The organism is Fluviirhizobium alvei (genome assembly GCF_030551875.1).
In the GTDB taxonomy this organism is placed as follows: Bacteria; Pseudomonadota; Alphaproteobacteria; order Rhizobiales; family Rhizobiaceae; genus Rhizobium_E; species Rhizobium_E alvei.
Genome location: NZ_JAUOZU010000007.1, coordinates 45,483 through 70,782, shown reverse-complemented (window position 1 = coordinate 70,782; position 25,300 = coordinate 45,483). Strand labels below are relative to the sequence as shown.

The 25,300-nt window shown below is 59.5% G+C and carries 26 protein-coding genes; 10 read left to right on the top strand and 16 right to left on the bottom strand.

Features of this window, described 5'->3' with window-relative positions; genetic code table 11:
• The first annotated feature begins 214 nt into the window (after positions 1–214).
• Both Q4481_RS09665 and clpS read left to right on the top strand, forming a co-directional pair.
• Entirely contained in the window at positions 215–610 is a 396-nt protein-coding gene (locus Q4481_RS09665) for a hypothetical protein (protein ID WP_304376152.1), read from the top strand.
• A 108-nt stretch (positions 611–718) separates the two neighbouring features.
• Entirely contained in the window at positions 719–1,030 is a 312-nt protein-coding gene (gene clpS, locus Q4481_RS09660) for an ATP-dependent Clp protease adapter ClpS (protein ID WP_304376151.1), read from the top strand.
• Here clpS and prmB read toward each other — a convergent pair whose 3' ends face one another.
• The 6 genes from prmB to Q4481_RS09630 all read right to left on the bottom strand — a co-directional run bounded on the left by prmB (position 1,031) and on the right by Q4481_RS09630 (position 6,432).
• A complete protein-coding gene (gene prmB / locus Q4481_RS09655) occupies positions 1,031–1,966 on the bottom strand; it encodes a 50S ribosomal protein L3 N(5)-glutamine methyltransferase (RefSeq protein WP_304376150.1) in 936 nt (311 codons plus the stop codon).
• Between the two features lie 359 nt (positions 1,967–2,325).
• Positions 2,326–2,766, bottom strand: coding sequence for a GNAT family N-acetyltransferase (locus Q4481_RS09650; protein ID WP_304376149.1), 441 nt, complete (start codon positions 2,764–2,766; stop codon positions 2,326–2,328).
• Between the two features lie 91 nt (positions 2,767–2,857).
• Positions 2,858–3,475 (bottom strand): peptide chain release factor H, encoded by a 618-nt coding sequence (prfH, locus tag Q4481_RS09645; protein WP_304376148.1) that lies wholly within the window; start codon positions 3,473–3,475, stop codon positions 2,858–2,860.
• The gene (locus Q4481_RS09640) at positions 3,468–4,703 is read right to left on the bottom strand and encodes an RNA ligase RtcB family protein (protein WP_304376147.1); all 1,236 of its coding nucleotides are present in this window, start codon (positions 4,701–4,703) and stop codon (positions 3,468–3,470) included. The genes prfH and Q4481_RS09640 overlap by 8 nt, the downstream gene beginning before the upstream one ends.
• A 270-nt stretch (positions 4,704–4,973) precedes the next feature.
• Positions 4,974–5,690, bottom strand: a complete 717-nt coding sequence (gene pth, locus Q4481_RS09635; RefSeq protein WP_304376146.1) for an aminoacyl-tRNA hydrolase — start codon at positions 5,688–5,690, stop codon at positions 4,974–4,976.
• Positions 5,691–5,838: 148 nt separating this feature from the next.
• Positions 5,839–6,432 carry a 50S ribosomal protein L25/general stress protein Ctc gene (locus Q4481_RS09630; protein ID WP_304376145.1) on the bottom strand — a complete coding sequence of 198 codons (594 nt, stop codon included), beginning with the start codon at positions 6,430–6,432 and terminating at the stop codon, positions 5,839–5,841.
• 228 nt (positions 6,433–6,660) lie between these two features.
• Here Q4481_RS09630 and Q4481_RS09625 point away from each other — a divergent pair, with 228 nt between their 5' ends.
• The 3 genes from Q4481_RS09625 to Q4481_RS09615 all read left to right on the top strand — a co-directional run bounded on the left by Q4481_RS09625 (position 6,661) and on the right by Q4481_RS09615 (position 11,374).
• Complete coding sequence (locus tag Q4481_RS09625) at positions 6,661–8,118, top strand: hypothetical protein (RefSeq protein ID WP_304376144.1); 1,458 nt, start codon at positions 6,661–6,663, stop codon at positions 8,116–8,118.
• Positions 8,119–8,287: 169 nt separating this feature from the next.
• The gene (locus Q4481_RS09620) at positions 8,288–9,247 is read left to right on the top strand and encodes a helix-turn-helix domain-containing protein (protein WP_304376143.1); all 960 of its coding nucleotides are present in this window, start codon (positions 8,288–8,290) and stop codon (positions 9,245–9,247) included.
• Positions 9,248–9,460: 213 nt separating this feature from the next.
• Positions 9,461–11,374, top strand: coding sequence for a putative bifunctional diguanylate cyclase/phosphodiesterase (locus tag Q4481_RS09615; protein ID WP_304376142.1), 1,914 nt, complete (start codon positions 9,461–9,463; stop codon positions 11,372–11,374).
• A gap of 10 nt (positions 11,375–11,384) precedes the next feature.
• On the opposite strand, the gene Q4481_RS09610 is transcribed toward Q4481_RS09615, so the two are convergent.
• From Q4481_RS09610 to lgt, 7 genes are all read right to left on the bottom strand, one after another.
• Positions 11,385–12,320: a ribose-phosphate pyrophosphokinase gene (locus Q4481_RS09610; protein WP_304376141.1), complete on the bottom strand. Its 936-nt coding sequence runs from the start codon at positions 12,318–12,320 to the stop codon at positions 11,385–11,387.
• 133 nt (positions 12,321–12,453) lie between these two features.
• Positions 12,454–14,550: a DUF4189 domain-containing protein gene (locus tag Q4481_RS09605; RefSeq protein WP_304376140.1), complete on the bottom strand. Its 2,097-nt coding sequence runs from the start codon at positions 14,548–14,550 to the stop codon at positions 12,454–12,456.
• Positions 14,551–14,650: 100 nt separating this feature from the next.
• Complete coding sequence (locus Q4481_RS09600) at positions 14,651–15,397, bottom strand: hypothetical protein (RefSeq protein ID WP_304376139.1); 747 nt, start codon at positions 15,395–15,397, stop codon at positions 14,651–14,653.
• Positions 15,398–15,487: 90 nt separating this feature from the next.
• Complete coding sequence (locus Q4481_RS09595; protein ID WP_304376138.1) at positions 15,488–16,639, bottom strand: M24 family metallopeptidase; 1,152 nt, start codon at positions 16,637–16,639, stop codon at positions 15,488–15,490.
• Complete coding sequence (gene pgeF, locus Q4481_RS09590) at positions 16,640–17,437, bottom strand: peptidoglycan editing factor PgeF (RefSeq protein ID WP_304376137.1); 798 nt, start codon at positions 17,435–17,437, stop codon at positions 16,640–16,642. It lies immediately after the preceding gene.
• 119 nt (positions 17,438–17,556) lie between these two features.
• Positions 17,557–18,687: a class I SAM-dependent methyltransferase gene (locus Q4481_RS09585; protein WP_304376136.1), complete on the bottom strand. Its 1,131-nt coding sequence runs from the start codon at positions 18,685–18,687 to the stop codon at positions 17,557–17,559.
• Positions 18,684–19,529: a prolipoprotein diacylglyceryl transferase gene (lgt, locus tag Q4481_RS09580; protein ID WP_304376135.1), complete on the bottom strand. Its 846-nt coding sequence runs from the start codon at positions 19,527–19,529 to the stop codon at positions 18,684–18,686. The genes Q4481_RS09585 and lgt overlap by 4 nt, the downstream gene beginning before the upstream one ends.
• 172 nt (positions 19,530–19,701) lie before the next feature.
• Here lgt and Q4481_RS09575 point away from each other — a divergent pair, with 172 nt between their 5' ends.
• The 5 genes from Q4481_RS09575 (at position 19,702) to Q4481_RS09555 (ending at position 22,634) form a co-directional block, all read left to right on the top strand.
• Positions 19,702–19,962, top strand: a complete 261-nt coding sequence (locus tag Q4481_RS09575) for an accessory factor UbiK family protein (protein ID WP_304376134.1) — start codon at positions 19,702–19,704, stop codon at positions 19,960–19,962.
• 374 nt (positions 19,963–20,336) lie between these two features.
• Positions 20,337–20,837: a type III secretion system chaperone family protein gene (locus Q4481_RS09570; RefSeq protein WP_304376133.1), complete on the top strand. Its 501-nt coding sequence runs from the start codon at positions 20,337–20,339 to the stop codon at positions 20,835–20,837.
• Positions 20,834–21,655: a pyrroline-5-carboxylate reductase gene (gene proC, locus Q4481_RS09565; protein WP_304376132.1), complete on the top strand. Its 822-nt coding sequence runs from the start codon at positions 20,834–20,836 to the stop codon at positions 21,653–21,655. Before Q4481_RS09570 ends, proC begins: the two co-directional genes overlap by 4 nt.
• 4 nt (positions 21,656–21,659) lie before the next feature.
• Positions 21,660–22,001, top strand: a complete 342-nt coding sequence (locus tag Q4481_RS09560; protein WP_304376131.1) for a tRNA-binding protein — start codon at positions 21,660–21,662, stop codon at positions 21,999–22,001.
• A gap of 60 nt (positions 22,002–22,061) precedes the next feature.
• Positions 22,062–22,634 carry a protein tyrosine phosphatase gene (locus tag Q4481_RS09555; protein WP_304376130.1) on the top strand — a complete coding sequence of 191 codons (573 nt, stop codon included), beginning with the start codon at positions 22,062–22,064 and terminating at the stop codon, positions 22,632–22,634.
• A gap of 9 nt (positions 22,635–22,643) precedes the next feature.
• Here the strand turns inward: Q4481_RS09555 and Q4481_RS09550 are convergent, their stop codons facing one another.
• The 3 genes from Q4481_RS09550 to Q4481_RS09540 are packed head-to-tail and all read right to left on the bottom strand — an operon-like array spanning position 22,644 to position 25,209.
• Positions 22,644–24,026: an ATP-binding protein gene (locus Q4481_RS09550; RefSeq protein WP_377353984.1), complete on the bottom strand. Its 1,383-nt coding sequence runs from the start codon at positions 24,024–24,026 to the stop codon at positions 22,644–22,646.
• Positions 24,023–24,733 carry a response regulator gene (locus Q4481_RS09545; RefSeq protein ID WP_304376129.1) on the bottom strand — a complete coding sequence of 237 codons (711 nt, stop codon included), beginning with the start codon at positions 24,731–24,733 and terminating at the stop codon, positions 24,023–24,025. Before Q4481_RS09545 ends, Q4481_RS09550 begins: the two co-directional genes overlap by 4 nt.
• On the bottom strand, positions 24,730–25,209 hold the full coding sequence (locus Q4481_RS09540) for a MarR family winged helix-turn-helix transcriptional regulator (RefSeq protein WP_377353986.1): 480 nt from the start codon (positions 25,207–25,209) through the stop codon (positions 24,730–24,732). The genes Q4481_RS09545 and Q4481_RS09540 overlap by 4 nt, the downstream gene beginning before the upstream one ends.
• Positions 25,210–25,300 lie beyond the last annotated feature (91 nt).

The following is a 25,300-nucleotide window of genomic DNA, read 5'->3' as shown; positions in this document are numbered from 1 at the left end:
TCTCGCTTCGAAAATGTGGGAAGGCAACGGATTTTTGACCCGTCATGTCGACGTTATATCGCGGAATATGCGGGATAAATAGCGAAAAAATAGGAGAGTATTTAGTTATAGTCACTGCCGGAGAGGCATAATGCGGTGAAAAATACAGATGCGGGTGAGTGCTGTCCTGCTCTTTCATCAATTCTTCATTCGATGGCATCAGCATGGTGCCACAATGGACACAATTGTCACCAATCTTCTCTCGGTCTGGTATTATGCGATCGCTGGCCTCTTCCTGCTGGTCATCGGTGCCGTGGCTCATGTCTTGCGGGCGGTGGCCAACCCTTTTCCGGACCGGCTTTCGGAAAATGATCGCGTCGATATGTTCGTGAGTTCGGGCTACGACTATAAGGATCGGCTTTTCGGCACCGAATATGACGAAGCCGGCTTCTACCGGCTCGACAGTCTGAAGAACCTGCGCAACTCGATGATGCTGACGCTTGCGGGAGGATGGCTGTTGATGCTGATCACGCCGGGCCTGTCGACACAGGTGGCTCAGGCGATCGACTGGCTCTGGGTGACGGTCTGGGATCTGTTTTTATACAGGATCGCCAATCTCGAATGGCTGTGAATGCGGCCGCGTCTTGAAATCCGCCGCCCGGCTCATCATAATAGAGAAACCTGAGCGCGACGGCGTTGCTGCCGGGTATTCCTGACATTTGCGAAGACAGAGGCACGCATGGGCCAGAACGATATCGTTTCGACACCCCAGACAAAGGTCCGGCCGAAAATCGAAAAGCCGCGCCTCTACAAGGTCATTCTGTTCAACGATGACTACACGCCGCGGGAATTCGTGCAGATGATCCTGCAGGCGGTATTCCGCACCGGCGATTCCGTCGGCTATCACATCATGATGACGGCGCACCGCAAAGGCTCCTGCGTCGTCGCCGTCTATACGCGCGATGTTGCCGAGACCAAGGTCAAGGAAGCGATGGACTATGCCAAGGACGCGGGCTTTCCGCTGATGTTCAAGGCCGAGCCGGAAGAGTGATCATTTCTTCTTCGGTTTCTTGACACCAAGCGCATCGGCAGTGATCCAGAACACCTCGCCCTGACTCTCCTCTGTATCAAGCCAGAAGAATTCGAGATCGGGGAATTCCTCTTCCAGAAGCTCGCGGCCGGTGCCGATCTCGCAGATCATGCCGCCGCCGGGATTGAGATGCTTCGGCGCTTCGGCCAGAAGCGTACGGACGAGATCCAGTCCATCCGGCCCGCCGTCGAGCGCCATGGCCGGTTCGCGCTGATATTCTTCCGGCAGCACCGCCATTTCCTCGTGATCGACATAGGGCGGATTGGTGATGATGAAATCGTACTTGCGGCCCTTTAGCGGGGCAAACAGATCGCCCTGGAACAGGTTGATCCGGCCTTCGAGATCATGGGCGGCGACATTCTTGCGGGCGACTTCGAGCGCATCGGGCGACAGATCGACGGCATCGACCTCGGCATTGGGGAAGAAGCGGGCGGCGAGAATGGCAAGGCAGCCCGAACCGGTGCAGATATCGACGGCACTTTCGACCGAATAGGGATCGGGAAGGAACAGCGAATCCTCTTCGCCGGAATATTCCGAAAACAGGATTTCACCGATGAAGGAGCGCGGCACGATCACCCGCTCGTCGACGAAGAAGCGAATGCCCTGGATATAGGACCGGCCGGTCAGATAGGCCGACGGTTTGCGGGTCGTCACGCGCGCCTCGATCCGTTCGGCGAGCAGGGTCCGTTCGGCGAGCGTCAGCCGGGCATCGAGAAAGGGATCGAGAAGATCGATCGGCAGGTCGAGACTGTCGAGAAGAAGGAAGGCGGCATCGTCGACCGCCGTCGTGGTGCCATGGCCAAAAGAGAGTTCGGCGGCCCGGAAACGGGAAATGGCATAGCGCCAGAAATCCCTCAGGGTTACCAGTTCGTTGGCGATATCTGCAGGGCTTGGCATGGTCGCGACTCCGTCTTTCCTTTGTTTATACCAAGCGTCGATGATAGGAACCGATTGCGCCGGAGCGATTTTGGTTTCCGGCGCGGAGAAAACCACAGTCGGACCAAAAGGTCCGGCGCGGATTTTCGACGACGTCCGGAGGGCAAAAGCGCCCGGTCCTTCGGATGGGCCGGACATCCTTCCCCGACTTTGTCGCAATCCTCGACCGATGCCTCTGCATCGCTCTCCGGTATGCTCCTCGTCGGATGACGGCGTCCGGTCCCACGCAATCGGTTTCTATCATCGACACTTGGTATTAATCCTCTACATGGGCTTCAGGCGCCTGACCAGCCTCGAACGAAGCGGGTTGTACAATCGGTTCAGAAGCGCATCTCAAATCCGGCCTTGGCGCGTTGAAAGCCTGTCTCCTGATAGAACGCGTGGACGGCAGGATTGTCGAGCCCTGTCAGCAGCATCAGCTTGTAGCAGTTGGCTTGCTGTGCCCGCGCCACGGCTTCTGCGATCAGGGCACGTCCGATACCCGTCCGGCGGTGCGCTTTGGCCGTGACGACATTTTCGAGGAACGCATAGGGCCGGGCGCTGCGTGTGAGGTTGGGAATGACGATCAGCGTCAGACTTCCGGCCGGCACGCCATCCCGCCGGGCGAGGAGCAGATCGACGCCCTTGCGGTTGAGGATGTCATCAAATGTTGTCGCAGCCACTGCCGGATCAAGGGCCGGATCGTCCGGATTGAACTCGGCATAGAGGGACAGGATCGCGCCGAGATCGGAGGCTTCGGCTGTTCGAATGGTGGTCGTCATGGATCGTCTCGTTCAATGGAAAGCCTGAATGCCGCCGCACGATGACGGTATGATGACGCCGTGCCTCACGACACGGCGTCTTCCGCTGTTCTCAGAGCCTGTAGGTTCTGATGGCATTGCCGCGTTCGAGGTCCTTGTTGGCCAGAAAAAGGTTGCCACGCGCTTCGGCCTGCCGTTCGTTCGTCAACAGTTGCAACAATGATTGCAGGCGGTTGATGGCCGCTGCCTTGTTGCGATGTTGCGACCGTTCGTCCCGGCAGACCACGGAAAGCCCGGTCGGGATATGGGTCGCCCGGATCGCGCTGTCGGTGGTGTTTTGGTGCTGGCCACCCGGTCCGCCAGCGCGAAAGGCTTCGAAACGGATCTCGGCTGGAAGGATCTCGGGTGCCGAGCGTCCGATATCGGCAAGATCGACGCGCTGGACACCCACGAACCAGTTCTGTCTCTTGTGGCCCAGTCGAACCGGGCTTTTGAAGATGAACCGGATCGTGCCTTCAAAGGAGGCCGCCAGCCGCTCGGCCTCTTTTCCTGTCAGCGTCGCGACCGCCGATTTCGGCCCGAGCCGATCCGGCGCAGGGCTTGGCGTTATGTCGCAATCGACCGACAGCGCTTTTGCCTCCTTCTCGAGAATTTCGATCAGCCGGCCGAGCGCGATGCGGCATTCCGCCGGGCCATTGCCGGATGTCAGAAGCAGTGTCACCTCAGTCATGGCGCAGCCTCCGTTCTCGGCTTTGATCGCGTCGGCGCTCGCGGGCCCTGCGTTCGTCCTTGCGTTTCACCTCGGCACCGCCTCCTGCACTCTTGTAGGTGATCAGCGGTTTCATGCTGGCCATCGGTCGAACGAGGCCGAACTGGACGAGATCGTCCACCACGGTTGCGGCATTCTTGTATGCGGTTGCCGCTTCCTCGATCAGAAGCGCGCGATCGTCGCAGATCACGCGGCCTCCAAACGAATTACCAGTCAGTGCCTCCCTCTCGGACCGGTTCAACCCAACCCGCCCATGCATGGCCTGGCGGTCGTATTTTCGCCCGGCGCCATGCGAAATGCCGCCGAGAGAAAATTCCGTCCCCGGAAGGGCCTCGACGATATAACTCAGCGTGGCCCGGGATCCCGCAATCGGCGCCAGCGCTCCGACGCTCACGGCTGCCGAACCTTTGTGGTGAACGAAGGCGCCAGCATCGCTGCGGACGAGATTGTGCGGAACATCGACGACCAGTCTGAGGTCGGCCCGCAGGCAGGCGGCCGCCCGTTCGGCGATGATACGGCGGTTGAGTTTTGCCCATTCGACTGCGCTGTCATGGGCGGTGAGCCAGACGGACCCCGCTTCATCGCCAGCGTCGAGCCCTTCCGACAGGGATCCAGCATGTTTGATCGTGTCGTGGACGATCAAGGCGCCGAGACTGCGCGATCCCGAATGGATGAGCAGATAAAGCCTCTGGCGGTCGATCGTTGCGTGCGTGTCGGCGCCTATCAGGCCGTGGACCGCCTGTAGTTCGCAGAAGTGATTGCCGCCACCCAGACTGCCGAGCGCATGTGGATGACAATCGGCAGGAAGGCCGCATTCTTCCAAGCGTTCTTCGAGGCTGGCGATTTCGATGGTCTCGAGCTGGCGAAACTGTTCGATGGCCTTATCGAGGCTGAGTTTGCGCAATGGCATGTCGAGTTCGAAAAGGGCCATGCCGCAGCCGATATCGTTGCCGATCAGCTGCGGATAGAGCCGGTCAGCGCGGGCGGCCATGCCCACCGGCCCATATTTGCCGGGATGGAGATCGGGAAAGGCAGCGACGGCTTGCATGGAAGCAAGTCGCGCGACCTGCTCAAGTTGAACTGTAGCCGCGCCTTCGATCCAGCTTGCGGCGGTGAAAAAGTGATGGATGGCGGCCATACGCACGCCATCGTTGGTCATGGAGACATTGTCTCCGGGAAAAGTGCCCATGTGTGATTTTCCAGAACAGGGTCAAGCGTCCGGCTGTGTGCCGGATCATATGGCCAATGAGCGCAAAGACGCTGATTAGACAGAAAGCCCGTGGGGGCGCAGGGAAATGCAGGTCATGTTCCGCTCCCGTTCCAGAGTATTGATGGCGCCTAAATACCGCTTGTGCTTCATGCGTCAAGCGCGATTGCAGCCTTTCGCCTCACGCAACTTTTCATGTTGCTTTGTCGCAACATCCATCTGAAGGGGTGTTTCGGCCGTTTGATGCAGCTCTCAGTCGTCTGACTTGCCTAGCAGTTTTTTCAGCATGTCAGCCATCGGCCCTGTTGCGGGAATGGCCGGCTTTCCGCCGCCACGGGCCTGGTGGATGTGGGATTTGCCCGGTGATGCCGGCTTGGCTGGCTTGGCTTTCGCCGTATCTGCCACGGGTGCTCCGCCGGTCAGCTTGTTCATGAACTGGCTGCCGTCGCCGGTAAAAATCAGGCCGGCATTGAGCGCAATGTCATCCAGAAGCGGATCGAGCCAGCTCTGGTCGGCCTTGGAAAAATCGCCCAGCACATGGTTATGCACCATTTCCTTGACACCCGGATGGCCGATGCCGAGGCGGATGCGGCGATAATCCTTGCCGCAATGGGCATCCATCGAGCGCAGGCCGTTATGGCCACCATGACCGCCACCATTCTTGATCCGCACCTTGGCGGGCGGCAGGTCGAGTTCGTCATGGAAGACGGCGATATCGGCCGGGCCGAGCTTGTAGAAGCGCATGGCTTCGCCGATCGCCTCACCCGAGAGGTTCATGAAGGTCTGCGGCTTCATCAGCAGGAACTTTTCGCCGCCGATCTCGCCTTCCGAAATTTCGGATTTGAACTTCTTCGACCAAGGCGAAAAGGGGTGTTTGCGGTAGATGGCATCGACTGCCATGAAACCGATATTGTGCCGGTTATCAGCATATTTGGCGCCGGGATTTCCCAGGCCGGCAATGATGCGCATGCCTTCCTCACTCGATCGAACCACGCTTCACGCGCAGCGCTGTCAGTCTGCCAGAGCGGCTTGAGAGTCAAGTATTTTCAGGAAAGGGCGGGAGCGAGGCTCAACCGGGAAGACTGCGCGGACGAAAGCCCGCGCAGTCTGGAAGAGATTACTCTTCGGTGCCGGACGTGCCGCCAGCCGGGGCAACGATCGTGGCGATCGTGAAGTCGCGATCGGTGATCACCGGGGTCACGCCAGCCGGCAGCTTGACATGCGAGATGTGCAGGCTGTCGCCGATCTTGTGGCCGGAAAGGTCGATCGTGATGAATTCCGGAATGTCGTTAGCCGGGCAGTGCAGTTCGACTTCGTGACGAACGATGTTGAGCACGCCACCGACCTTGATGCCGGGCGACTTTTCTTCGTTGATGAAGTGAACCGGAACTTCAACGGTGACGGTCGAGTTGCCCGACACGCGCAGGAAGTCGACATGCATGGTGAAATCACGCACCGGATCCAGCTGGTAGTCCTTCGGCAGGACGGAAATCTTCTCGCCGTTGACGTCGATCGTTGCAACGGTGGTCATGAAACCGCCGGCATGGATGCGAAGCGTCACTTCCTTGGAGGGAAGGGAGATCGACAGGGGGGCCTGCTTGTCACCATAGATGACGGCAGGGATAAGACCGTTGCGACGAAGTTCACGGGAGGACCCCTTACCAACCCGTTCGCGCAGCTCGGCCTTGAGCTCGTAAGTAGCGTGGCTCATGGCTATTCCTTTCAAGTGTTATGGAGGGCCAAGGAGCCATGGTCGGCTCGGTTGACCGGCATGCCTTTCGGCATGCCTCCGCCGTGCCTCCAAGGGTGTCCGGGCGGATGGCGGCTCATAATCCATCCATCCCGCGAATGCAAGCCTTGCCTGAAACGTTCCGACATTGACGCCCGATTGCCAAGCGGGCAAACATGCCGACAACAGATGTAACGGAGGATGAATTCGATGCGCAAGGCGCTCTATTCCACGGTCGCGGTCCTGATTGCAACCAGCCCAATTGCAGCCGGCGCTGCGGAAGTCACCCCGGAAGGGGCTCAGGCCATCGAAAAGTCCCTGACTTATTATCTGCCGCAATCGGTCATCGATACCGGCTTCCTGAAAGTGACGCCCGGCAGCAAACGCTATGAGATGAGTGTCGATCTCCAGAAGCTCGTCGACATGTTCAAGAGCCCGGATTTCACGATTTCCGGGCTGAAGCCGTTTGTTCATTATTTGACACCGCAGGATGATGGGCTCTGGAAGGTTGAGCTCAACGACCATCTCAATGTCAGCGGCAGCTTCATGGCCGAAGGCACGAAGAACGATTTCACCTACACGATCGACAAGATGGTGTTCGATGGTCTTTACGATCCGACCATCTACAATTTCCCCAAGGCAACGCAGACATTCGAGAAACTGCAGTTCAAGACCCAGGGAACCAACCCGAAATCGATTCTGGCCACCATCGATCGTATGGTTTCGGACAGCAGTGCCGTCAAACGTGCCGATGGGCTGGTGGATTTCGATGGCACATTTACTGGCAGCAAACTGTCTGAAGTCATCGAAGATCCGACTACCGGTCAGGTGACGATGGCGGCTGGCGCCATGAATGGAACGGTATCGGTCGATGGCGTCAATACGGTCGCGCTGCGTGATCTGATCATTTTCGTTGCCGATCTCGCACGCGCCAATCCGCAACAACTGACCGTCGATCAGGACCGTCAGCTCAAGGAGCTGATCAAGGCGAACATGCCCTTTGTCGAAAACCTGGCGGAGACCATCGGGTTCAGCGACGTCAAGATCAATGCTCAGGGCATGGACGCGTCGCTGGGAGAACTCACCTACAACATCGCCTTCAACGGCATTCGCAATGACAGCGAAGTCAGTTTCGGCATGAGCGCGCGCGATCTCGTGATGCCGGCCGGCATCCTGCCGCCGGGCACCGAGCCGGCGGTGCCTGAATCGGCAAGCTTCGGGGTGGCCGTCAAGGGGCTCGATCTCAAGGGCATGTTCGACTATCTGGTCGCCAATGCCGATTTCAGCAAGAACGAGCCGCTCACGAAGGAACAGTCCGACGAACTGGGTAAGATCGTTCTCGGCGACGGCATGATCAAGGTCGATTTCCGCGACGTGACCGTCAAATCGGCCAACTATGACATGGCGCTGTCGGGCACCATGCGGGTCGATCCGAACAAGAGCGACAAGCCGGAGGCGGATATCACCATCACCGCGCGTGATTTCGACAAGACGGTCGCCTACCTTCAGCAGACCGGGCAAACCGTTCCCGAATTCGGCCAGGCGGCCTTCATGGCGCTGGCGTTCAAGGGCTTCGGCGCGGCGCAGCCGGATGGAACCGTGATCTGGAACATGAAAATCGATGCTGCCGGCGATGTGACCGTCAATGGCCAGCCGATGAAGTTCTAGAAAGCAACTGACGCAGGATTGCGACATATTCTGCATGGGCGCCCGGGGCGGCCCTTGATCCTTGCGGATCGATGGTCCTTCATGAAATAGTGATATTTCGCTATGCACCGGGCGCAAGCATGTTATTCTTGCGTAATGGCCACCAGGACTGACGCTTTGGGAGGAGCAGATGCTTGGAATGAACCAGCATGCAGAGAAGGTCTATTCATCGGCGCGTGACAAGTCAGGCGCAGCCAGTTCACCGATCGCCGCATCCTGGCGCCGTTGCCTGACGCGACATGGTCTGGCTCCGGAGGAAAACCGCAAACCGGTGCAACTTTCGGGACGCGAGTTCAACGAAGCGATGGACCGTTCCGGCCATCTTATCCAGGCCGCTTCGAGCGAACTGGACTGGCTTCTGGGCATGGTCGGTAAAGCCGGCTGCTGTCTCGTCTTCACCGATTCCGATGGCGTGGTCATCGATCGTCGCGGTACGGCATCCGAAGACAAGGATTTTCGCGATCTCGGTCTTTGGATGGGTGCGCTCTGGAGCGAAGCCTCCGTTGGAACCAACGGCATCGGAACCGCACTTGCGGATGGCCGCATGGTCACGGTGTTTCGTGAGCAACATTTTCTGTCGAGCAATATCGGACTGTCCTGCGTCTCCGCGCCGGTGCGCGATCATCAGGGGCAGATAGCCGGTGTCATCGACATTTCGACCGCACGCCGCGATGTGACCGAGATGATGTTGCCGGTTCTGGCGCAGGCGATCCGGGACTCTGCTTCTCGCATCGAGATCAACCTGTTCCGTCAGGCCTATAGCGATTCCCGGATCGTGCTCGTGCCCTCGGCTGCGCATGGCGGCTCGGCGCTGCTTGCGGTCGATCGTGACGATATGGTTCTCGGCGCCACACGTGCGGCGCGCCTCGTGCTCAAGCTCGATGACAGAATGATTGAAGCCGGGGTGCCGGCCTCCGATCTTCTCCATGACGGGTTCAACAAGGATGGCGAGGATCTGCTCGAGGCCGAACGGGCTGCCCTTCGCCGCGCGCTGTCGCGAAACAACGGCAACGTCTCTTTGACCGCACAGATGCTGGGGATCAGTCGCGCAACCCTGCATCGAAAGATCAACAAGCTCGGTCTGGCCTGAACCGATCGCGGAAGAAGCGAATTTGCCTGAATTCATCGGGCTCAGTGCTGTTGGGTTCAAGTATCCTGAGTTGCGACCGCCGGTGAGATCTATTGGTCTTGTTTAAGCCTCGTTTAATGTAATCCTGATATCACGGATCTCTAACGTTGGGGATCCTTGATGCTTGCCGCATTGAAAAACGTCTTTTCAATACCCAGTGACCAACCGGAGCTGGTGGTTGCGCAATATTCTGCGTTTCGCAAGCAGGTGCCGTTGCTCTATGTGATGCTTGTAGCGAACACGCTCGCGCTCTCCCTGACGCACATCGTGGCTGCGCCGCTTTGGCTTGCGGTCGGGGTTCCGATGGCCTTCTACGTCATCTGTTTCGTTCGTGTGGTCCATTGGCTTCGCCAACGAAACGTGGTGATTTCGCCAGAAGAAGCCGCCGCCGGGCTTCGCTCCACAACGTTGCTTTCGATCGCTCTGGGATTCGCCTTCTGCGGCTGGGCCCTCAGTCTTTATGGCTATGGCGATCAGTTGCATGACAGCCACATTGCCTTCTATATCGGCGTCACGATCATCGGATGCATGTTTTGCCTCATGCATTTGCGTGCGGCGGCATTCATTCTCGGTATCGTGGTGTTGACGCCGTTTGCGCTTTTCTTCCTGATGACGGGTGTCGTGGTCTTCCAGGCGATTGCGATCAATCTACTGCTGGTGATCGCCACCGTCATATATGTCCTCAATGCCAACTTTCGCGATTTTTCCCAGCTGATCGATTCCCGTAGAAAGGTTCTGCAGAAACAGCAGGATATGCAGAGATTGCTGGCCGAAAACCAGAAGCTGGCCAATTCGGACAGTCTCACGGGCCTTGCCAATCGTCGCTGGTTTCTTGCCCAGCTCGATATCGAGCTCGAAAAGGCGCAAACCAGCGGTGGCCGGCTCGCTGTCGGTATCTTCGATCTTGATGGCTTCAAGCCGGTCAACGATGCCTATGGCCATGCGGCAGGCGACAAGGTTCTGATCGAGGTTGCGCGGCGACTGGAAAACCATTGTGGCAATGCAGTGCATATTGCGCGTCTTGGCGGTGATGAGTTCGGTTTCATCGTTACCAATGCCCCGGCAGATGCGACCCTGCAGGAGAATGTGGCTGAAGTCATTCAGCAATTGAGCCAGCCCATTCATCTGCCAGGCGTGGCGGCCCGCGTTGGTGCGTCTGCCGGCTTTGCCGTTTTTCCGGATGGTGGCCAGGCAGCGCAGGAGCTGTTCGAGCGTGCCGCACATGCGCTCTATCATGCCAAGCAGGCGGGACGGGGAACGTGCGTTCTCTTCACGCGCGCCCTTGCTACCGAAATCGCCTATCGCAGCCTTGTCGAACAGGAGTTGCGGGCGGCGGATCTCGACAAGGAAATGTCCGTTGTCTTCCAGCCGCTCTGGTCCGTCCGGGCCAACGGCATCTACGGTTTCGAGGCCCTGGCGCGTTGGACGACGCCGGCGCTGGGTTCTGTCCGCCCCGATATCTTCATCGCGGTTGCCGAACGGTGCGGCCTGATGGGCGGGCTCAGCGAGGTCATGTTCCGCAAGGCGCTGGTTGAAGCGGAACGCTGGCCATCGCATCTGTTGCTCAGCTTCAATCTTTCGGCCAAGGATATTTCCTCGACGCAGACCCTGACACGGCTTCTGACCATTCTGGAGGAGAGCCGGTTCGATCCGCATCGCCTCATTCTCGAACTGACCGAGACGGCCATGCTGGAAAATCTCAACGAGGCGTTTCGCAATCTCGAACGGATCCGAGAGCTCGGCATTGGGATAGCGCTTGACGATTTTGGCGTCGGACAGTCCAGCCTCGGCCAGGTTCACCGTTTGCCGATCTCGAAAATCAAGATTGACCAGAGTTTCGTCCGCGAGATCGACAGCAACGGCGTGGCGCGCAACATTGTCCGTACGATCATGGACCTTGCCCGCAACCTCGATTGCACCTGTATTGTCGAGGGGATCGAAACGGCTGAACAGGCCAATATCCTCAGTTCGCTCGGCTGCGAACTCATGCAGGGATATTATTTCGGCAGGCCGCTGGAGCCGACGGCCGCGCTTGAACGCGTCCAGTCATCAGAGCAGGCAAAGCCTGCCCTGAAGGCGATCGGCTGAGCGTTCGAAATCAATCGAACAGGCTCGAAACCGATTCTTCGAGGCTGGTGCGGTTGATGGCTTCGCCTATCAGGGATGCCGTCGAGATCACGCGGATATTGTTGGCCGAGAGAACCGCGGTGGTCGGCTGGATCGAGTCCGTGATCACCAGTTCCTTGAGCTTGGAAGCGGCGACGCGGTTGACGGCACCGCCCGACAGAACACCATGCGTGATGTAGGCCGTGACGCTGCTTGCACCATTGGCGAGCAGGGCATCGGCGGCGTTGCAGAGGGTGCCGCCGGAATCGACGATATCGTCGATCAGCAGGCAATCCTTGCCTTCCACTTCACCGATGATGTTCATGACTTCCGATTCACCGGCGCGTTCGCGGCGCTTGTCGACGATTGCAAGATTGCGGTCATTAAGCCGCTTGGCAAGCGAACGGGCACGGACCACACCGCCGACATCCGGCGAACAGACCATGACATTGTCAAGGTTGTAATGGGCCTTGACGTCGCGGGCCAGGATCGGAACCGCATAGAGATTGTCGGTCGGAATATCGAAGAAACCCTGGATCTGGCCGGCATGAAGATCGAGCGTCAGAACGCGGTCGGCGCCGGCTTCCGTGATCAGGTTGGCAACCAGCTTGGCCGAAATCGGGGTGCGCGGGCCGGGCTTGCGGTCCTGGCGGGCATAACCGAAATAGGGCAGCACGGCTGTGATGCGGCGTGCCGAGGATCGACGGAAAGCGTCGATCATGATCAGCAGTTCCATCAGGTTGTCGTTGGCAGGATAGGAGGTCGACTGGATGACGAACACATCCTCGCCGCGCACATTTTCCTGAATTTCAACGAAGATTTCCTGATCCGCAAAGCGCCGCACGCTTGCCTTGCCAAGAGGGACGTTCAAGTAGGAACAGATCGCCTCGGCCAGCTGCCGATTGGAGTTGCCCGCGAAAACCTTCATTTTGGCCCGCCTGTTTTTGTGCCGGATGGCGGCTTAATACCGGGCTTTCCCGTGAATGCAAGGGGCGTTGCGGATTTTCCTTAAGTTTCCCTCATGCTCTTTCGACTTTACGACCAATCGGCAACAGTCGATTTCATTGCGCCGCAACATCGCCAAGCGTGTCGGGCGAGCAGGTGGTGAAACGAAGGTCGCATTCGAGCCCCTGTCCTCGGCATTTTGCCAGCGCACCGGCAGCCGATGTCTTGGCATTCTTGTGCACCACATAGCCGAAATTGTCATTGGCCGGTCCTTCGCCCTTGAAGCGCGCCAGACTGAAGCATGCATCGGCGAATGTGGACAGCGGCTCGCAGGAGGAGTTGGATTTGCCCTCGCAGATCGCAACCGCATTTTCACGCGCCACTTTTTCCGAGATCTGGTTCTGGACGGCGTAGATGGTGCCGTTGGCATCAATGGCAGTCGCGCCCCAAAGCGGACGTTTCGACTGGATTCCGTCGCTCTGTGAAGAGGCGTTGCCTGGCGCCGCCGAGGCGAGTTTCTGTTCGGCGATCTTCTTTTCGCTGATCACGGAGGCCAGCTTGGCCGTCACCGCTTCCAGCTCCTTGGCGTAGAGATCCCGTTCCTTCTGCAGTTGGTTGAGCTTTTCGTCCGACGCCCCATTATTGGCGGCCGGAGCGGAGGCGGCTTCGGCACGGCTGTCGGCGAGTTCCTGATAGCGACGGGTGGCGGTATCGACCTGTTCGCGGGCTTCCGCCAGCATGTCCTGCGCTTCGGCAAGCGCCTTCTGGCGTTGTTCGAGCTCGGTTTTGTTGGCTTCGATGGTCTGGTTGAGCTGTTCGAGCTTTTCGGCGAGAGCAGTCTTTTCGAGATCGGCGCCGGTCGATTTCGCGGCAAGCGTTTCGAGCGTCTGGATCTGCGCCTGGGCGACGGAAAGCTTGGCAGTCTGGTCTCTGAGCTGCTGTTCGGTCTCGGCGAGCTTGGCATTGGCCGTATCGCGCTCGCTGTTGGCAGCCTTGATGGCTTCAGCTTGTTCAGCATCCTCTGCCGCTGCCGCTTCGTCATTGCTCTTGCGGAGCGCGGCGAGTTCGGATTGGGCGCTGGCAAGATCGGCCTTCGCCTTCTCAAGCTCTGACTGGCGCGTGCCCAACGCTTCCTCACTCTGCCGGATCTGTTTTTCGAGTGCGGCGATTGTCTGAGCGGCGTCACTGCTTTCGCCGGACGCCATCTTCTCCATCGCAGCCTTCTGTTCCAACAGGGAGGCTTCAAGCGTCGCTGCCTGCGCCTTCAGATCTTCTACCTGCTTCAACGCTGCATCGCGTTCTGCGGTGACGGTCGCAAGGGCCCCACTTTCATCAGAGGTCGTATCCGACGTCGCTTTCGGCTCGATGAGGCCGGCGGCCTGCTTTTCCTTTTCGTCGAGCTTGCTGATCAGCGACTGGCGTTCCTGCTGCCAGGCCCGTGATGCGGTCTGCACGGCCTGTTCGATTCGCCCGGCAAGGCCAAAATAGGCGATGCCGGCGCCGATCACGAAGAACAACGATGCCGCGATAGCGAGGGCTGGCCAGGAGAACCGCTTTGTGGAGGCTGGCTGTTCCGGAAAAGCATCCAGAGCTGCAGGATCCGGCGCATCGGATTTGGCCTCTGCCTTGTCGGAACTCTCGAGAAGATCGCCAAAAATTGAGGGTTCGAGCGAATCCACGGCCGCATCGATCGCGCTGTCGGATTTCTTGTCACCAGCCGATGCGCTGGATCTGTCCGCCTCCGTCTTGGCGGCGGTTTCATCGCTTGCGGCGGGTGTTTGATCCGCCGTGTCATCGGCTGCCGCGTGGCTCGCATCGGCTTTGGAGGGTTCGGTCTCCGGCTGGCCGGTCTCTGAGGCGGCTTCGTCGTCCGCGTTAGCCTCTTCAGATTCGTTCTGAGTTGCTTCGCCTTCGGGGCGGGCCGGCCAGGTGAATTCGAATTCCTGTGCGCTGTTGGTTTCGGACAGAACGAGAGCCGTGTCGCTGGCAATTCGGGCGACCAGATCGGCTGCGATCGTAAGCGTCACGCGATCTTCGGTTCGCTCGATGATTGCTGGCAGGGCGGTCGCGTTCTTATTCCAGCCGCGACGGCTGAGATATTTGCCGCTTTCCTTGTCACGCAACTGAAAGACAGCGCCTTCCGGAATGTCGCCGGATATCTCGATTGTGGCGTTCTCGCCTTCGGGGTTACGCCTGATGCTCGCCTGGATCACGACTGATCGCCTCCGAAATTACCAAAATTTAACGAGCGTTAACGAAGCAGCTTGTCAAGAATTGGACCGCATTGGCGCAAAAATCGGGCGATGTTGACCGTCAGCCGGCCGAACTCTTCCATTTCATATATTCGGCGATCGTTGTGACGCCGATGCCCTGCATCAGTTCGGCGGGAATGGCCGACCAGGGATCGTCCCCGGAAGCCGGCACGCTTTCCTGTCCCTGGATGCGGTGAAGCCGGTTGCCGGCATCGTCCAGCACATCCCAGACATAGGTCACGGTCACATTCTTGCCATCGACGAAAGCGGAGAGATAGCCTTTCAGCACATGCTGGGCGCTGTGATCGCCCGAACTCTTGATCGTCAACCCGTTCGATCGGGCGGCATTGCCGAGCTCGCGCGACAGCGGCGTGACCGCCTGAACCGGTGCACCGATGATCGGCAGGAAGCGGATCGTTCCCTGAGCGGCGATGCGATTGGTGGAATAGATGCTGCTCGACGGTTTCGTTTCGGTGGTCTTGTAGAGATTGGCGCCCAGACCGCCATTGTCTTCGGGCGGCGTTGCAGACGGGTTCGGCTCGCCCCGTTCGAGCGCCTGCGCCTGCGCCTCGAACGTGTTTTGCGGCGGCAGACTGTTGGTGGGCGGATCCTCGCCAAGCGTCGCATTGTCTTCAGCAAGAGAAACCGGTTCCCGTGCCGGTGCGACGGGCTGGTTCTCCGTCACCTGCTTTTCGGCCTTGGTGTCCTGGCCGGGGATTTCGGCCTGCGGCGTCAGCGCGTCGGTGCTGTTGCAGGCACCCAGCACGGTCAGAGCCAGTATCGCGACGAGGTGGCGGATGCGCAGCATGGATCCCTCACTCCCCGGCGACGGATTCGCCGCCGATGACAACTTTATGAAAGCGGTGCGCGGATCCTGTCAATTCCTCAATTCTCGGTGTCAGACGGTTATCATGTCGAGGGGCAGGGCCGAGAGCCGGCGGGCAGCGTCATCGGTTGTCAGATAGGTCTGGCCAAGCGTCATCGCGGTTCCGGTTTCTGAATCCATGATGATCATATGCACGAACAGCGACATGCCGGGCAGGATCGGCTCGGGATTGCCGGCATAGAACATCTGGTGTTCCATCCATGACGGCGAGAAACGGGCGCCAAGAGAATAGCCGCAGGCATTGAGACGATGACGGGCAAGGCCGCGCTCGTCCATGATGCGGGCGTGTGTATCGAAGACCGTGCCGAACGTATTGCCGACGATCAGCACCTGTTCGATCGCCTCGATCGCGTCGCGTGCCGCAGCGTAGAGCTCCTTCTGGCGATCGGTCGGTTTGCCGATCACGATCGTGCGCATCATGGCGGCATGATAGTGCGCATAGGTTCCGGCCCATTCGAGCGTCAGCTGATCGACAGGATCGAGCTTCCGCCTTCCGGCCTTGTAGCGGCAGAGAAGCGCATCGGCTCCCGAGCCGATGATGAATTCGTTGGCGGGATAATCGCCACCGCCCGAAAAGATCGCACCCTGCATGGCGGCCAGGATATCAGCCTCGTCGGCACCGGGCTTGACGAGTGGCAGTGCTGCGGTCAGGGCCGCGTCAGCCAGTTCGGCGGCTTTGATCACATAGTCGATCTCCGCCGGGCTTTTAACCAGTCTGAGGGCGCTCACGATGTAGGATGCATCCACAGCCGTGCCGAACGAGGCCAGCTGGTGATCGAGAAGCCGCGCATTGCGGCCAGTCAAGCCGTGGGTGTCATATTCGACGCCGATGCGGCAGCCGAGAAGATCGAGATCGACCAGCAGGTTCTTGAGGTCGATGGAGGGATCGGCATTGGTGCGATCGACCCAGATACGGATATCCTCGATGATCGATGTCTGGCGCGCCTGCCGGAGATCGGCCGAGCGCGTGAGCAGCACCAGCTGCCCGTCCGCCTTGACGACGAGGGTCTGGAAGAAGCAGTAGCCGAACGTATCGTAACCGGTCAGCCAATACATGCTTTCCTGCGCGAAAAGCAGCATGGCATCAAGTTTCTCCTCCTTCATCCGTGCCGTCAGAAGGTTCAGCCGGGCCGAATATTCGTCGCGCGAGAAATGGAGTGCCATTCACGCCTCCCTGATCATGATTGCGGAGATCTGTCGTCCATAATCGGGTTCGCCCCGATGGGTGGTCCGGCGATAGGAATAGAACCGAGCTTCGTCGGCATAGGTGCAGGTATCGAGATGCTCGGCCGAAATGCCCGCCTTTTCGAGGCGCCAGATGGTGAGTGCCGGAAGATCGAACATCTTGTGGCCCTCCTTGTCCGATGGGGTGAAGAAACGTTCGAGTGACGGATCGGCTTCGATGAAGCGGGCGAAGAATTCCGGGCCGACCTCGTAATTGTGGCGAGTGATCGACGGGCCGAGCGTTGCGACGATATTGCCGCGATCGGCGCCGAGAGCCACCATGGCTTCGATCGTATTCTCCAGGACACCGCCGAAGGCGCCCTTCCAGCCGGCATGGGCGGCGCCGATGATGCCCCGTTTGGGATCGGCAAACAGAACCGGTCCGCAATCGGCAGTCAGCACACCCAGCACGATGCCGGGACGGTCGGTTACCTGGCCATCAGCCTTCGGTCTGTCTCCGGTCGGTTCCGTTACGGTCACCACATCGTTTGAATGGATCTGGTGCAGGGTTGCGAGACTGTCGAGTTCGCGACCAAACCAGCGTGCAACACGGGTGCGATTGGTTCGGATATGGTCTGGGTGGTCGTCTGAACCAAGGCCGACATTAAGGCCGGAATATATCCCTTCCGATACGCCACCCTCACGGGTGAAAAAGCCATGCGCGATGCCATTGTCGACAGTCTGTTCGAGAAGGGAGCCGCGAAGGGGCGAGAGCCCGGACGGGTTGCCGCTGTCCATAAATCCGTATCCCCATTCCATTGATTCGCGCCGAGCGGCCGGGTTCCATCGGTCCGTCACGGCAGCAGGGCGGATGATGGCAGGGCTATGCGCGCCATGTCAACCGCCGTCCCCGGTGATCAGCTTTCGAAGGGCTGCAGCTTCACAGCCGGACTGGAAACCGAAAGCACCTTGAAGAGTTCGCCCATGCCGCCATTGTCGGGAGAGACGAGCCGCATCACATCATGACGGATGGCCTCCTGTCGTTCCGCATCCTTGCCTTGCCCGAGGCGTCCGGCGCGTTCGGCGATTCCAAGCGCGATCAGGAATTCGCCCTGGCTCATGGCGCCGTTGACATGGATGGAGCGGGCAAGGGCGATTTCGGCCAGCGACTGGAAATCGACATGGCTGGTCAGGTCCGCCTCGCCGGGATGGGCAAGCGGCGGATCGAATTCATGGCGGTAGACGGCCTGTAGCGTATCGCCGAAACCGGTCTGCAGATGGCCGTAATCGATGAAGAGGGCGCTGCCGCCCGAGTTGAACAGCCGGTCGGCAATCATCTGCATGATCGCAAGCCGCGCCGGCGCCACTTCGAAGACGGTTCCGTCCGGCATATGGCGCCAGTTTTCCGGCAGGTAGGACGGATCGATGCCGGCGGCGCCAACGGCAAAGGTCAGCCGGTCGGCCTCATCGAGCCCGACGAAGCGCTCGCGGAAAGTCGCGCCGAGCTTGACGAACTGGCGGATCGGTACGGCATCGAAAAACTCGTTGGCCACCAGAAGCAGAAAGCCGTTCGGCAATTCATCGAAACTGTCGTGCCAGGTCACACGGCCCGCATGGTTCGCAAGCGTCTCGGACTGGATCTGGCGCAGGCGAGGGCTGGTCTCGACCAGATGAACGCTCGCGATTTCCAGAAGCTCGGGTGCCAACCGGGCGATGGTCCTCAGAATGTCGGCCATCATCGTGCCGCGACCCGGTCCGATCTCGGCGATCCGCACATCGCGCTTCGGCTTGAGATGCTGCTGCCAGGCATGGACGAGGTAGACGCCGATCATCTCGCCGAACAGCTGGCTGATTTCGGGAGCGGTGACGAAATCGCCGCCGCGGCCGAATGGATCGCGCGTCTTGTAATAGCCGTGATCGGGATCGGCGAGGCAGAGCGCGAAGTAATCGGTGATGCCGATCGGACCATTGGTCCGGATCAGCGCCTTGATCCGGGTTGCGAGTGGCGTCTCCTGAGCGCCGATCTCGTTTCTCGTCGCTTCACTCATGCCTGCGATACCGTCGCTCGTTTCGCCCGCCAGATTGCCCAGAGGCCGAGAAGCAGCATGGGCACCGAGAGCAGCATGCCCATGGTCAGCCAGTCGCCTAGGAGATAGCCGAGTTGCGCATCCGGTTCGCGAACGAATTCGACCAGGATGCGCGAGGCGGCATAGAGGCTGACGAAAACGCCGGTGACGAAGCCGGGTGTCTTCAGTCCGCCGCGGCGGAACACCAGCCAGGCGAGGACGAGGCCGGTCAGTAGCCCTTCCAGTCCGGCTTCGTAGAGCTGGCTCGGATGGCGGGCGAACGGGTCCTGACCCGGAAAGATCACGGCCCAGGGCAGGTCGGTGACCTTGCCCCAGAGTTCGCCATTGATGAAATTGGCAATCCGGACGAGGAAGAGGCCGGTCACGCAGACGGCCGAGACGACATCGAACAGCGACCAGACCGGCAGGCCGCGCTTGCGGGCAAACAGGATCATGGCGATGGTGGTACCGGTGATGCCGCCATGGAAGGACATGCCGCCATTCCAGATTTCGAGCGCGCGCAACGGATTGGCGGCATAGACCGGCAGATCATAGAACAGCACATAGCCGATGCGGCCGCCGAGCACGATGCCGATGGCAGCCCAGAGCACGAAATCATCGAGGTCGGTGACGCTGATGGGGGATTTGCCATCGCGCCACAGCGACGGGGCCGTGACGATGCGCCGCGCATAGAGCCAGCCGAGCGTGATCGAGACGACATAGGCAATCCCATACCAGCGGATGTCGATCGGTCCGATCGAAAAGGCGATCGGGTGAATGTCCGGGAAGGGCATCAGGGCGAGCAGGTCTGCAATAGGTGGCACGACGATCTCATCGGTTTTCAAAAGACGGGCGCTTATACCACGGAAGTCAATCGAGGACAGGGTAGAGCGTGTTTCGGGGCGGAAAATCGTCGCGGCGCGGGGATTTTTCTTGCAACCGGGCCTGCAAGCTCCTACCTCGAAAGCCATATCCAACGCATCCCCGGAGACCGTCATGACCACTGGCCCGAACCGCATTCTCGATGATTTCGCAAAACTGATGACTGACGCTGCCGGAGCCGTGCAGGGCGTCGGTCGCGAATTCGAAACAGCCTTCAAGGCGCAGGCCGAACGCTGGCTGAATGGCATGGATCTCGTCAAGCGCGAGGAATTCGAAGCCGTCCGCGAAATGGCGGTCAAGGCACGTGAGGAAAACGAAGCGCTTCAGGCAAGGCTTGCTGCGCTTGAGGAAAAACTCGCGGCTTCGGCCAAGTAACCGGCCTGCGGAATGGGGCCTGGCGTTATCCACAGCCCCATTTTCTTCGTTATGCACATGCAATGCGGGCCTGTGGAAAGGCCCGAAAAACCATTGTGGCGGAGTCATTTAACATTCGCTTTTGAATCGAATTATGAGAGGCGTCCCAGGGTCGGACACAGTTTTTTCCGTCCGCGCTACTGTTATCCTGAATCCGCCGTTATACACTGATTTTACAAGATGATTCGAAGCGGATCACGCAAGTTCCGGGCATGCTAGAGCCTCTATCATGTCCAAGTCGATACGCGGATCATTCCAGTTCAGTTCCGGGTTCGCCGGTCGCGCTCTATTTTCATGGTGCGCGATGGTGTTGGATTCCGTTTTTTAGGTGGTGCATGAGCCTTTTTGACTTGAAAGCCGAGCGACAGTCCCATCCCGTGGACATGATCGAATTCGTCGCCGACACCAACGACTGGACATTTGAACGTTCCGCGGACGATGAAATTTCCATGTCGGTCGAAGGCAAATGGGCCGATTACCATGTCTCCTTCTCCTGGATGGAAACGTTCGAGACACTTCATCTGTCCTGTGCCTTCAACCTCAAGGTTCCGGATGCGCGCCTGAATGAGGTGATCAAGCTGATCGCTCATATCAATGGCGAGATCCTGATGGGTCATTTTGATGTCTGGCCGCGTGCCGATACCGTCATTTTCCGGCAGTCGTTGCTTCTGAGTGGTGGCGTCGAACCGACTGGCCGCCAGGTCGAAGTGCTGCTGTCGTCGGCGCTTGATGCCTGCGAAGCCTATTTCCAGGCATTCCAGTTCGTTGTCTGGTCCGGCATGGATTGCGAATCCGCGGTTGGTGCCGTGATGTTCGAGACCGTGGGGGAAGCATGACGATCGTCCTGACCAATCCGATCATTCTCATCGGCGCTGGCAATATGGGTGGCGCCATGGCTCTCGGATGGATCAAGGCGGGCGTTCCTGCGGACAAGATCATCGCTATCGATCCCAACGCGTCGGGTCCGATGCAGTCGCGTCTCGTTGATGCCGGCGTGACTGTCGTCGCCGAGCTGCCCGAAAATGTGACAGCCTCGGTTCTCTTCGTTGCCGTCAAGCCGCAGATGCTCGATGCGGTGCTGCCATCCTATCGTTCGGCCGTCGGGGCGGAAACGGTTGTGGTTTCGGTCGTCGCCGGCAAGACGATTTCCTCCTTCCAGTCGCATCTCGGTCCGGTGCCGATGGTCCGGACCATTCCGAACACGCCGGCGATGGTCGGGCGCGGCATTACCGGTGCTTTTGCGAGTGCCGGTGTGGATGCGGCGCGCCGAACGCTTGTCGATACGTTGCTCAAGGTCACGGGTCCCGTCGAATGGGTTGACGACGAGGCTCTGATCGATGCTGTGACCGCCGTTTCCGGTTCGGGTCCAGCCTATGTGTTTTACCTCGTCGAGTGCATGGCGGAGGCAGGCCGAAAACTCGGTCTGCCGGCGGACCTCGCCATGCGTCTCGCACGGGCCACGGTGTCGGGCGCTGGTGAATTGCTTCACCAGTCGCCCGACGACGCCGCGCAATTGCGCAAGAATGTGACGTCGCCGGCCGGAACAACGGCGGCCGCTCTCGCTGTGCTGATGGCAGAAGACAACGGCATCCAGCCTGTCTTCGATAAGGCGATCGCTGCGGCGCGCACCCGCGCACAGGAGCTTGCGAGCTGATCCCATGGCAGAGGAGATAACCTACGCCGATTTCGAGCGCGTCGACATTCGTGTCGGTACAGTGGTGGAGGCAATGCCTTTTCCGGAAGCGCGCAAGCCGGCGATCAAGCTGGTGATCGATTTCGGGCCCGAGATCGGATTGAAGAAATCCTCGGCTCAGATCACCGTCCATTACACGCCGGAAAGCCTGGTGGGCCGTAAAGTGCTGGGTGTGGTGAACTTTCCGCCCCGGCAGATTGGGCCGTTCCGGTCCGAAGTGCTGACTCTGGGCTTTGAGGATGCCGACGGTGCCATCGTTCTGGCGCGACCGGATCAGGATGTCCCGAACGGGCGCAAGCTGATCTGACTCAATTTCGGCCAATTCGGCTGGCTATCCTGTCCCGGGATGAAGAGGGGGCTTGATCAAATGCCGATCAGAACGATTTCCGAACGCATCCGGGTATCCTGTCTGCCGCGCGCTTCCGATATTGCGACCGAATGGCGAGCGACCCACGTCGTCTCCCTGCTCGATCCGGAACTGGATGATTGCCATATTCCGGCGATCATGGGTGCCGAACATATCGTTGCGCGTCTGCGCGATCAGGAAAACCGGGAAGCGACCGGGCATTTCCCCAGCCTGATCGAAAGCCTGTTTGAAACCGTCCGCCCGGCGCTCGATCTGCAGACCTCAAGGATTCTCGTTCATTGCCATGCCGGCGTTTCGCGCTCGACGGCATTTGCCTATGCGATGGCGGCCTATCTGGCAGGTGAAGGGCGGGAAGACGAGGCTTTTTCGGCCTTCATGAGCATCGTCCGCAAACCCTGGCCCAACCGCCGGATCATCGAGATCCTCGATCAGCACTGGGAGCGAAACGGCGCTTTACTTCAGCCTCTGGACCGGATGCGGGCTCTCTATCCGCGCCGGATCGAAGCCTGGCGGCGGTTCAATGAGCGGCGACGTTTCCACGAGCTGGTTCCCTCCAGCCGGTATCAGCGCTAGCGTTTCCGATCAGATCGGGATGCGGATAATGGCGCGAAGGCCGCCGAGCGGACTGTCGGCAAGGGTGACGTTGCCGCCATGGATGCGGGCAATGTCCCGGGCGATCGCAAGGCCGAGCCCGGTTCCGGTATCATCGAGATTGCGTGCTTCGTCGAGGCGGAAGAACGGCTTGAACACTTCCTCCCGCATGGATTCCGGAATGCCGGGCCCATCGTCATCGACGGTGATCGTCAGGAAACGGTCGGTCCGCCGGGCCTCGACCCGGATATGGTCGGCATAGCGCCAGGCATTGGCAACGAGATTGGTGACCAGACGACCAAAACTGTTGGGGCGGACGATGATCTGCGTCGGTCCGTAGATCGCGCTCTCATAAGTCTTGCCGTGCAGTTCCGCGCCTTCCCTCAGCTGGTCCAGAAGGGCGGCGAGATCCAGCATACCCTGCTGTTCGTCCACCTGTCCGCGGGCAAAGGCCATATAGCCATCGAGCATCTGGTTCATGTCATCGACATCGCGGTTGAGGTTCTCGATGTCTTTGGGCGTCTCGGCGATCGCGAGCTGCAGCCGAAAGCGCGTCAGCACCGTTCGGAGATCATGGCTCACGGCCGTCAGCATCGCGGTGCGCTGCTCCATCTGGCGTTCGATCCGTTCGCGCATCTGCAGGAAGGCCAGACCCGCGCGACGAACCTCGTCGGCCCCGCGCGGAACGTAAGGCGTTTCCGGCTTCTGGCCCTTGCCGAAACTTTCCGCGGCTTTGGCCAATGCCAGAATGGGTCGGATCTGCCCGCGCAGGAAGAGAATGGCAATCGCGATCAGGACCAAAGAGGCGCCGACCATCCAGATGAGAAAGATATGGGTGTTGGAGGCATAGGTCCGGTCGCGGCGGGTGACAACCGTCATGACCCGGTTGTTGTTGAGCTGGATCCGGATCTCGACAAATTTCGATTCATCGCTGGTGTTGAGCCAGAACGGACGTTTGATCTGTTCTGTAATCTGGCGGGCCAGCGTCGTGTCGAGAATGGAAAAGGGCGGGACCGGCTTGGGGGCGGGAAGGGTTGCATTGTCGGTCAGCGTCACGGTCAGGCCCATGCGTTTCTGGGCAATCGAAATCAGTTCGGCCTCATCCACCGGCGTTGTCTTGGTGTGCAAGAGATCGATCAGGGCGCCGATGTCGCTGGTCACGGCCCAGGACAGGCGCGTGGTGACCATCTGCCAGTGGCGTTCCATGAAGACTGCTGCGACGATCGTCTGCAACAGGATCATCGGCAGGATGACGATCAGCAGCGAACGGCCGAACAGGCCGCGCGGCAGGTTGCGCCGCATGATGCGGGTGAAAACGGAATAGCGGCTGGGTCCCTGACGTTCCTCCTGGATGTCCTGGGGATCGAGGCTCATGCGCTCTGGTCCAGCGACAGTTTGTAACCGATACCGCGCACGGTCTGCAGCCAGACCGGATTGCCGGGATCGTCCTCGATCTTGCGCCGCAGCCGGTTGATCTGCACATCGATGGTCCGTTCGCCCACATCCGCGCCGCTGCCGGACAGCTCATGGCGCGGAATGGTTTCGCCGGCCTTTGCCGCGAAGATCATCATGATGTCCTGCTCGCGGCCCGTCAGCGGAATGAGCGTGGGGCCCTTGCGAAGCTCGCGCCGCACGAGGGAAAAGGTGTAGGGACCGAAAATGAGCTGGTCGATCTTCGGCTTGGACGCGTTGATCGAACGCTTGAGAATGTTGTTGATCCTGAGCACCAGTTCGCGCGGATCGAAGGGTTTCGGCAGATAATCGTCGGCGCCGGCTTCGAGCCCGGTGATGCGCGATTCCGCTTCGGCCAGTGCCGTCAGAAGAATGACGGGAATAGCGCGCACCTCACGGAGTGCGCGGGTGAGCGAGATGCCGGTTTCGCCGGGCATCATCACATCGAGTATCAGCAGGTCGAATTCCAAACCTTCGAGCTTGCGCCGCGCTTCCCCTGCATCAGCTGCGACGGTAACGCGAAACCCTTTTCCGGTCAGGAATTTCTGCAGCAGTTCGCGAATGCGTCTGTCATCATCGACGACCAGAAGGTGTGGCGCATCATCCTCCGTAGCCACGATCTCATTCATTTGTCTCCTCCATCGCGCATTCCACCCAGAAAACCGAGAACGGTTTCGCGCATATCCTTTTCGCGGCCCGACATTGCTTTTGCAATACGGCGCGATTGCGGCTTGGCGAGTTCAAGTGCGAGCGCTCGGCCGGCTTTCGTCGGATAGAGCCGTCGCTGCCGGCGGTCTTCGGGACCCTCAAGCTGGCAGATATAGCCGCTATCGATCAGTTGCTTGAGGACACGCGCCAGCGACTGTTTGGTGATCCGCAAAGTCTCCAGCAGATCCGCCACCGTCATTCCGGGATTGCGATTGACAAAGTGCACGACCCGGTGATGGGCGCGGCCAAACCCTTTCTTGAACAGAATGGCATCCGGATCGGAAATGAAGTCGCGATAGGCAAAGAACAAGAGCTCGATCAGTTCAAAATCGATCTCCTCGCCGCCGGTCATGCGGTCGCGGACGATCTCCTGTTCGCTCGATTTTCCGTCTGCCATGGCTGCCACGCGTCAAAAGCCTTCCGTTGCGGCGGAGCCTTCCGCCCATTCCGTCAATGCGTCAGTCTTGCTGACCTATCTTTAGGATAGA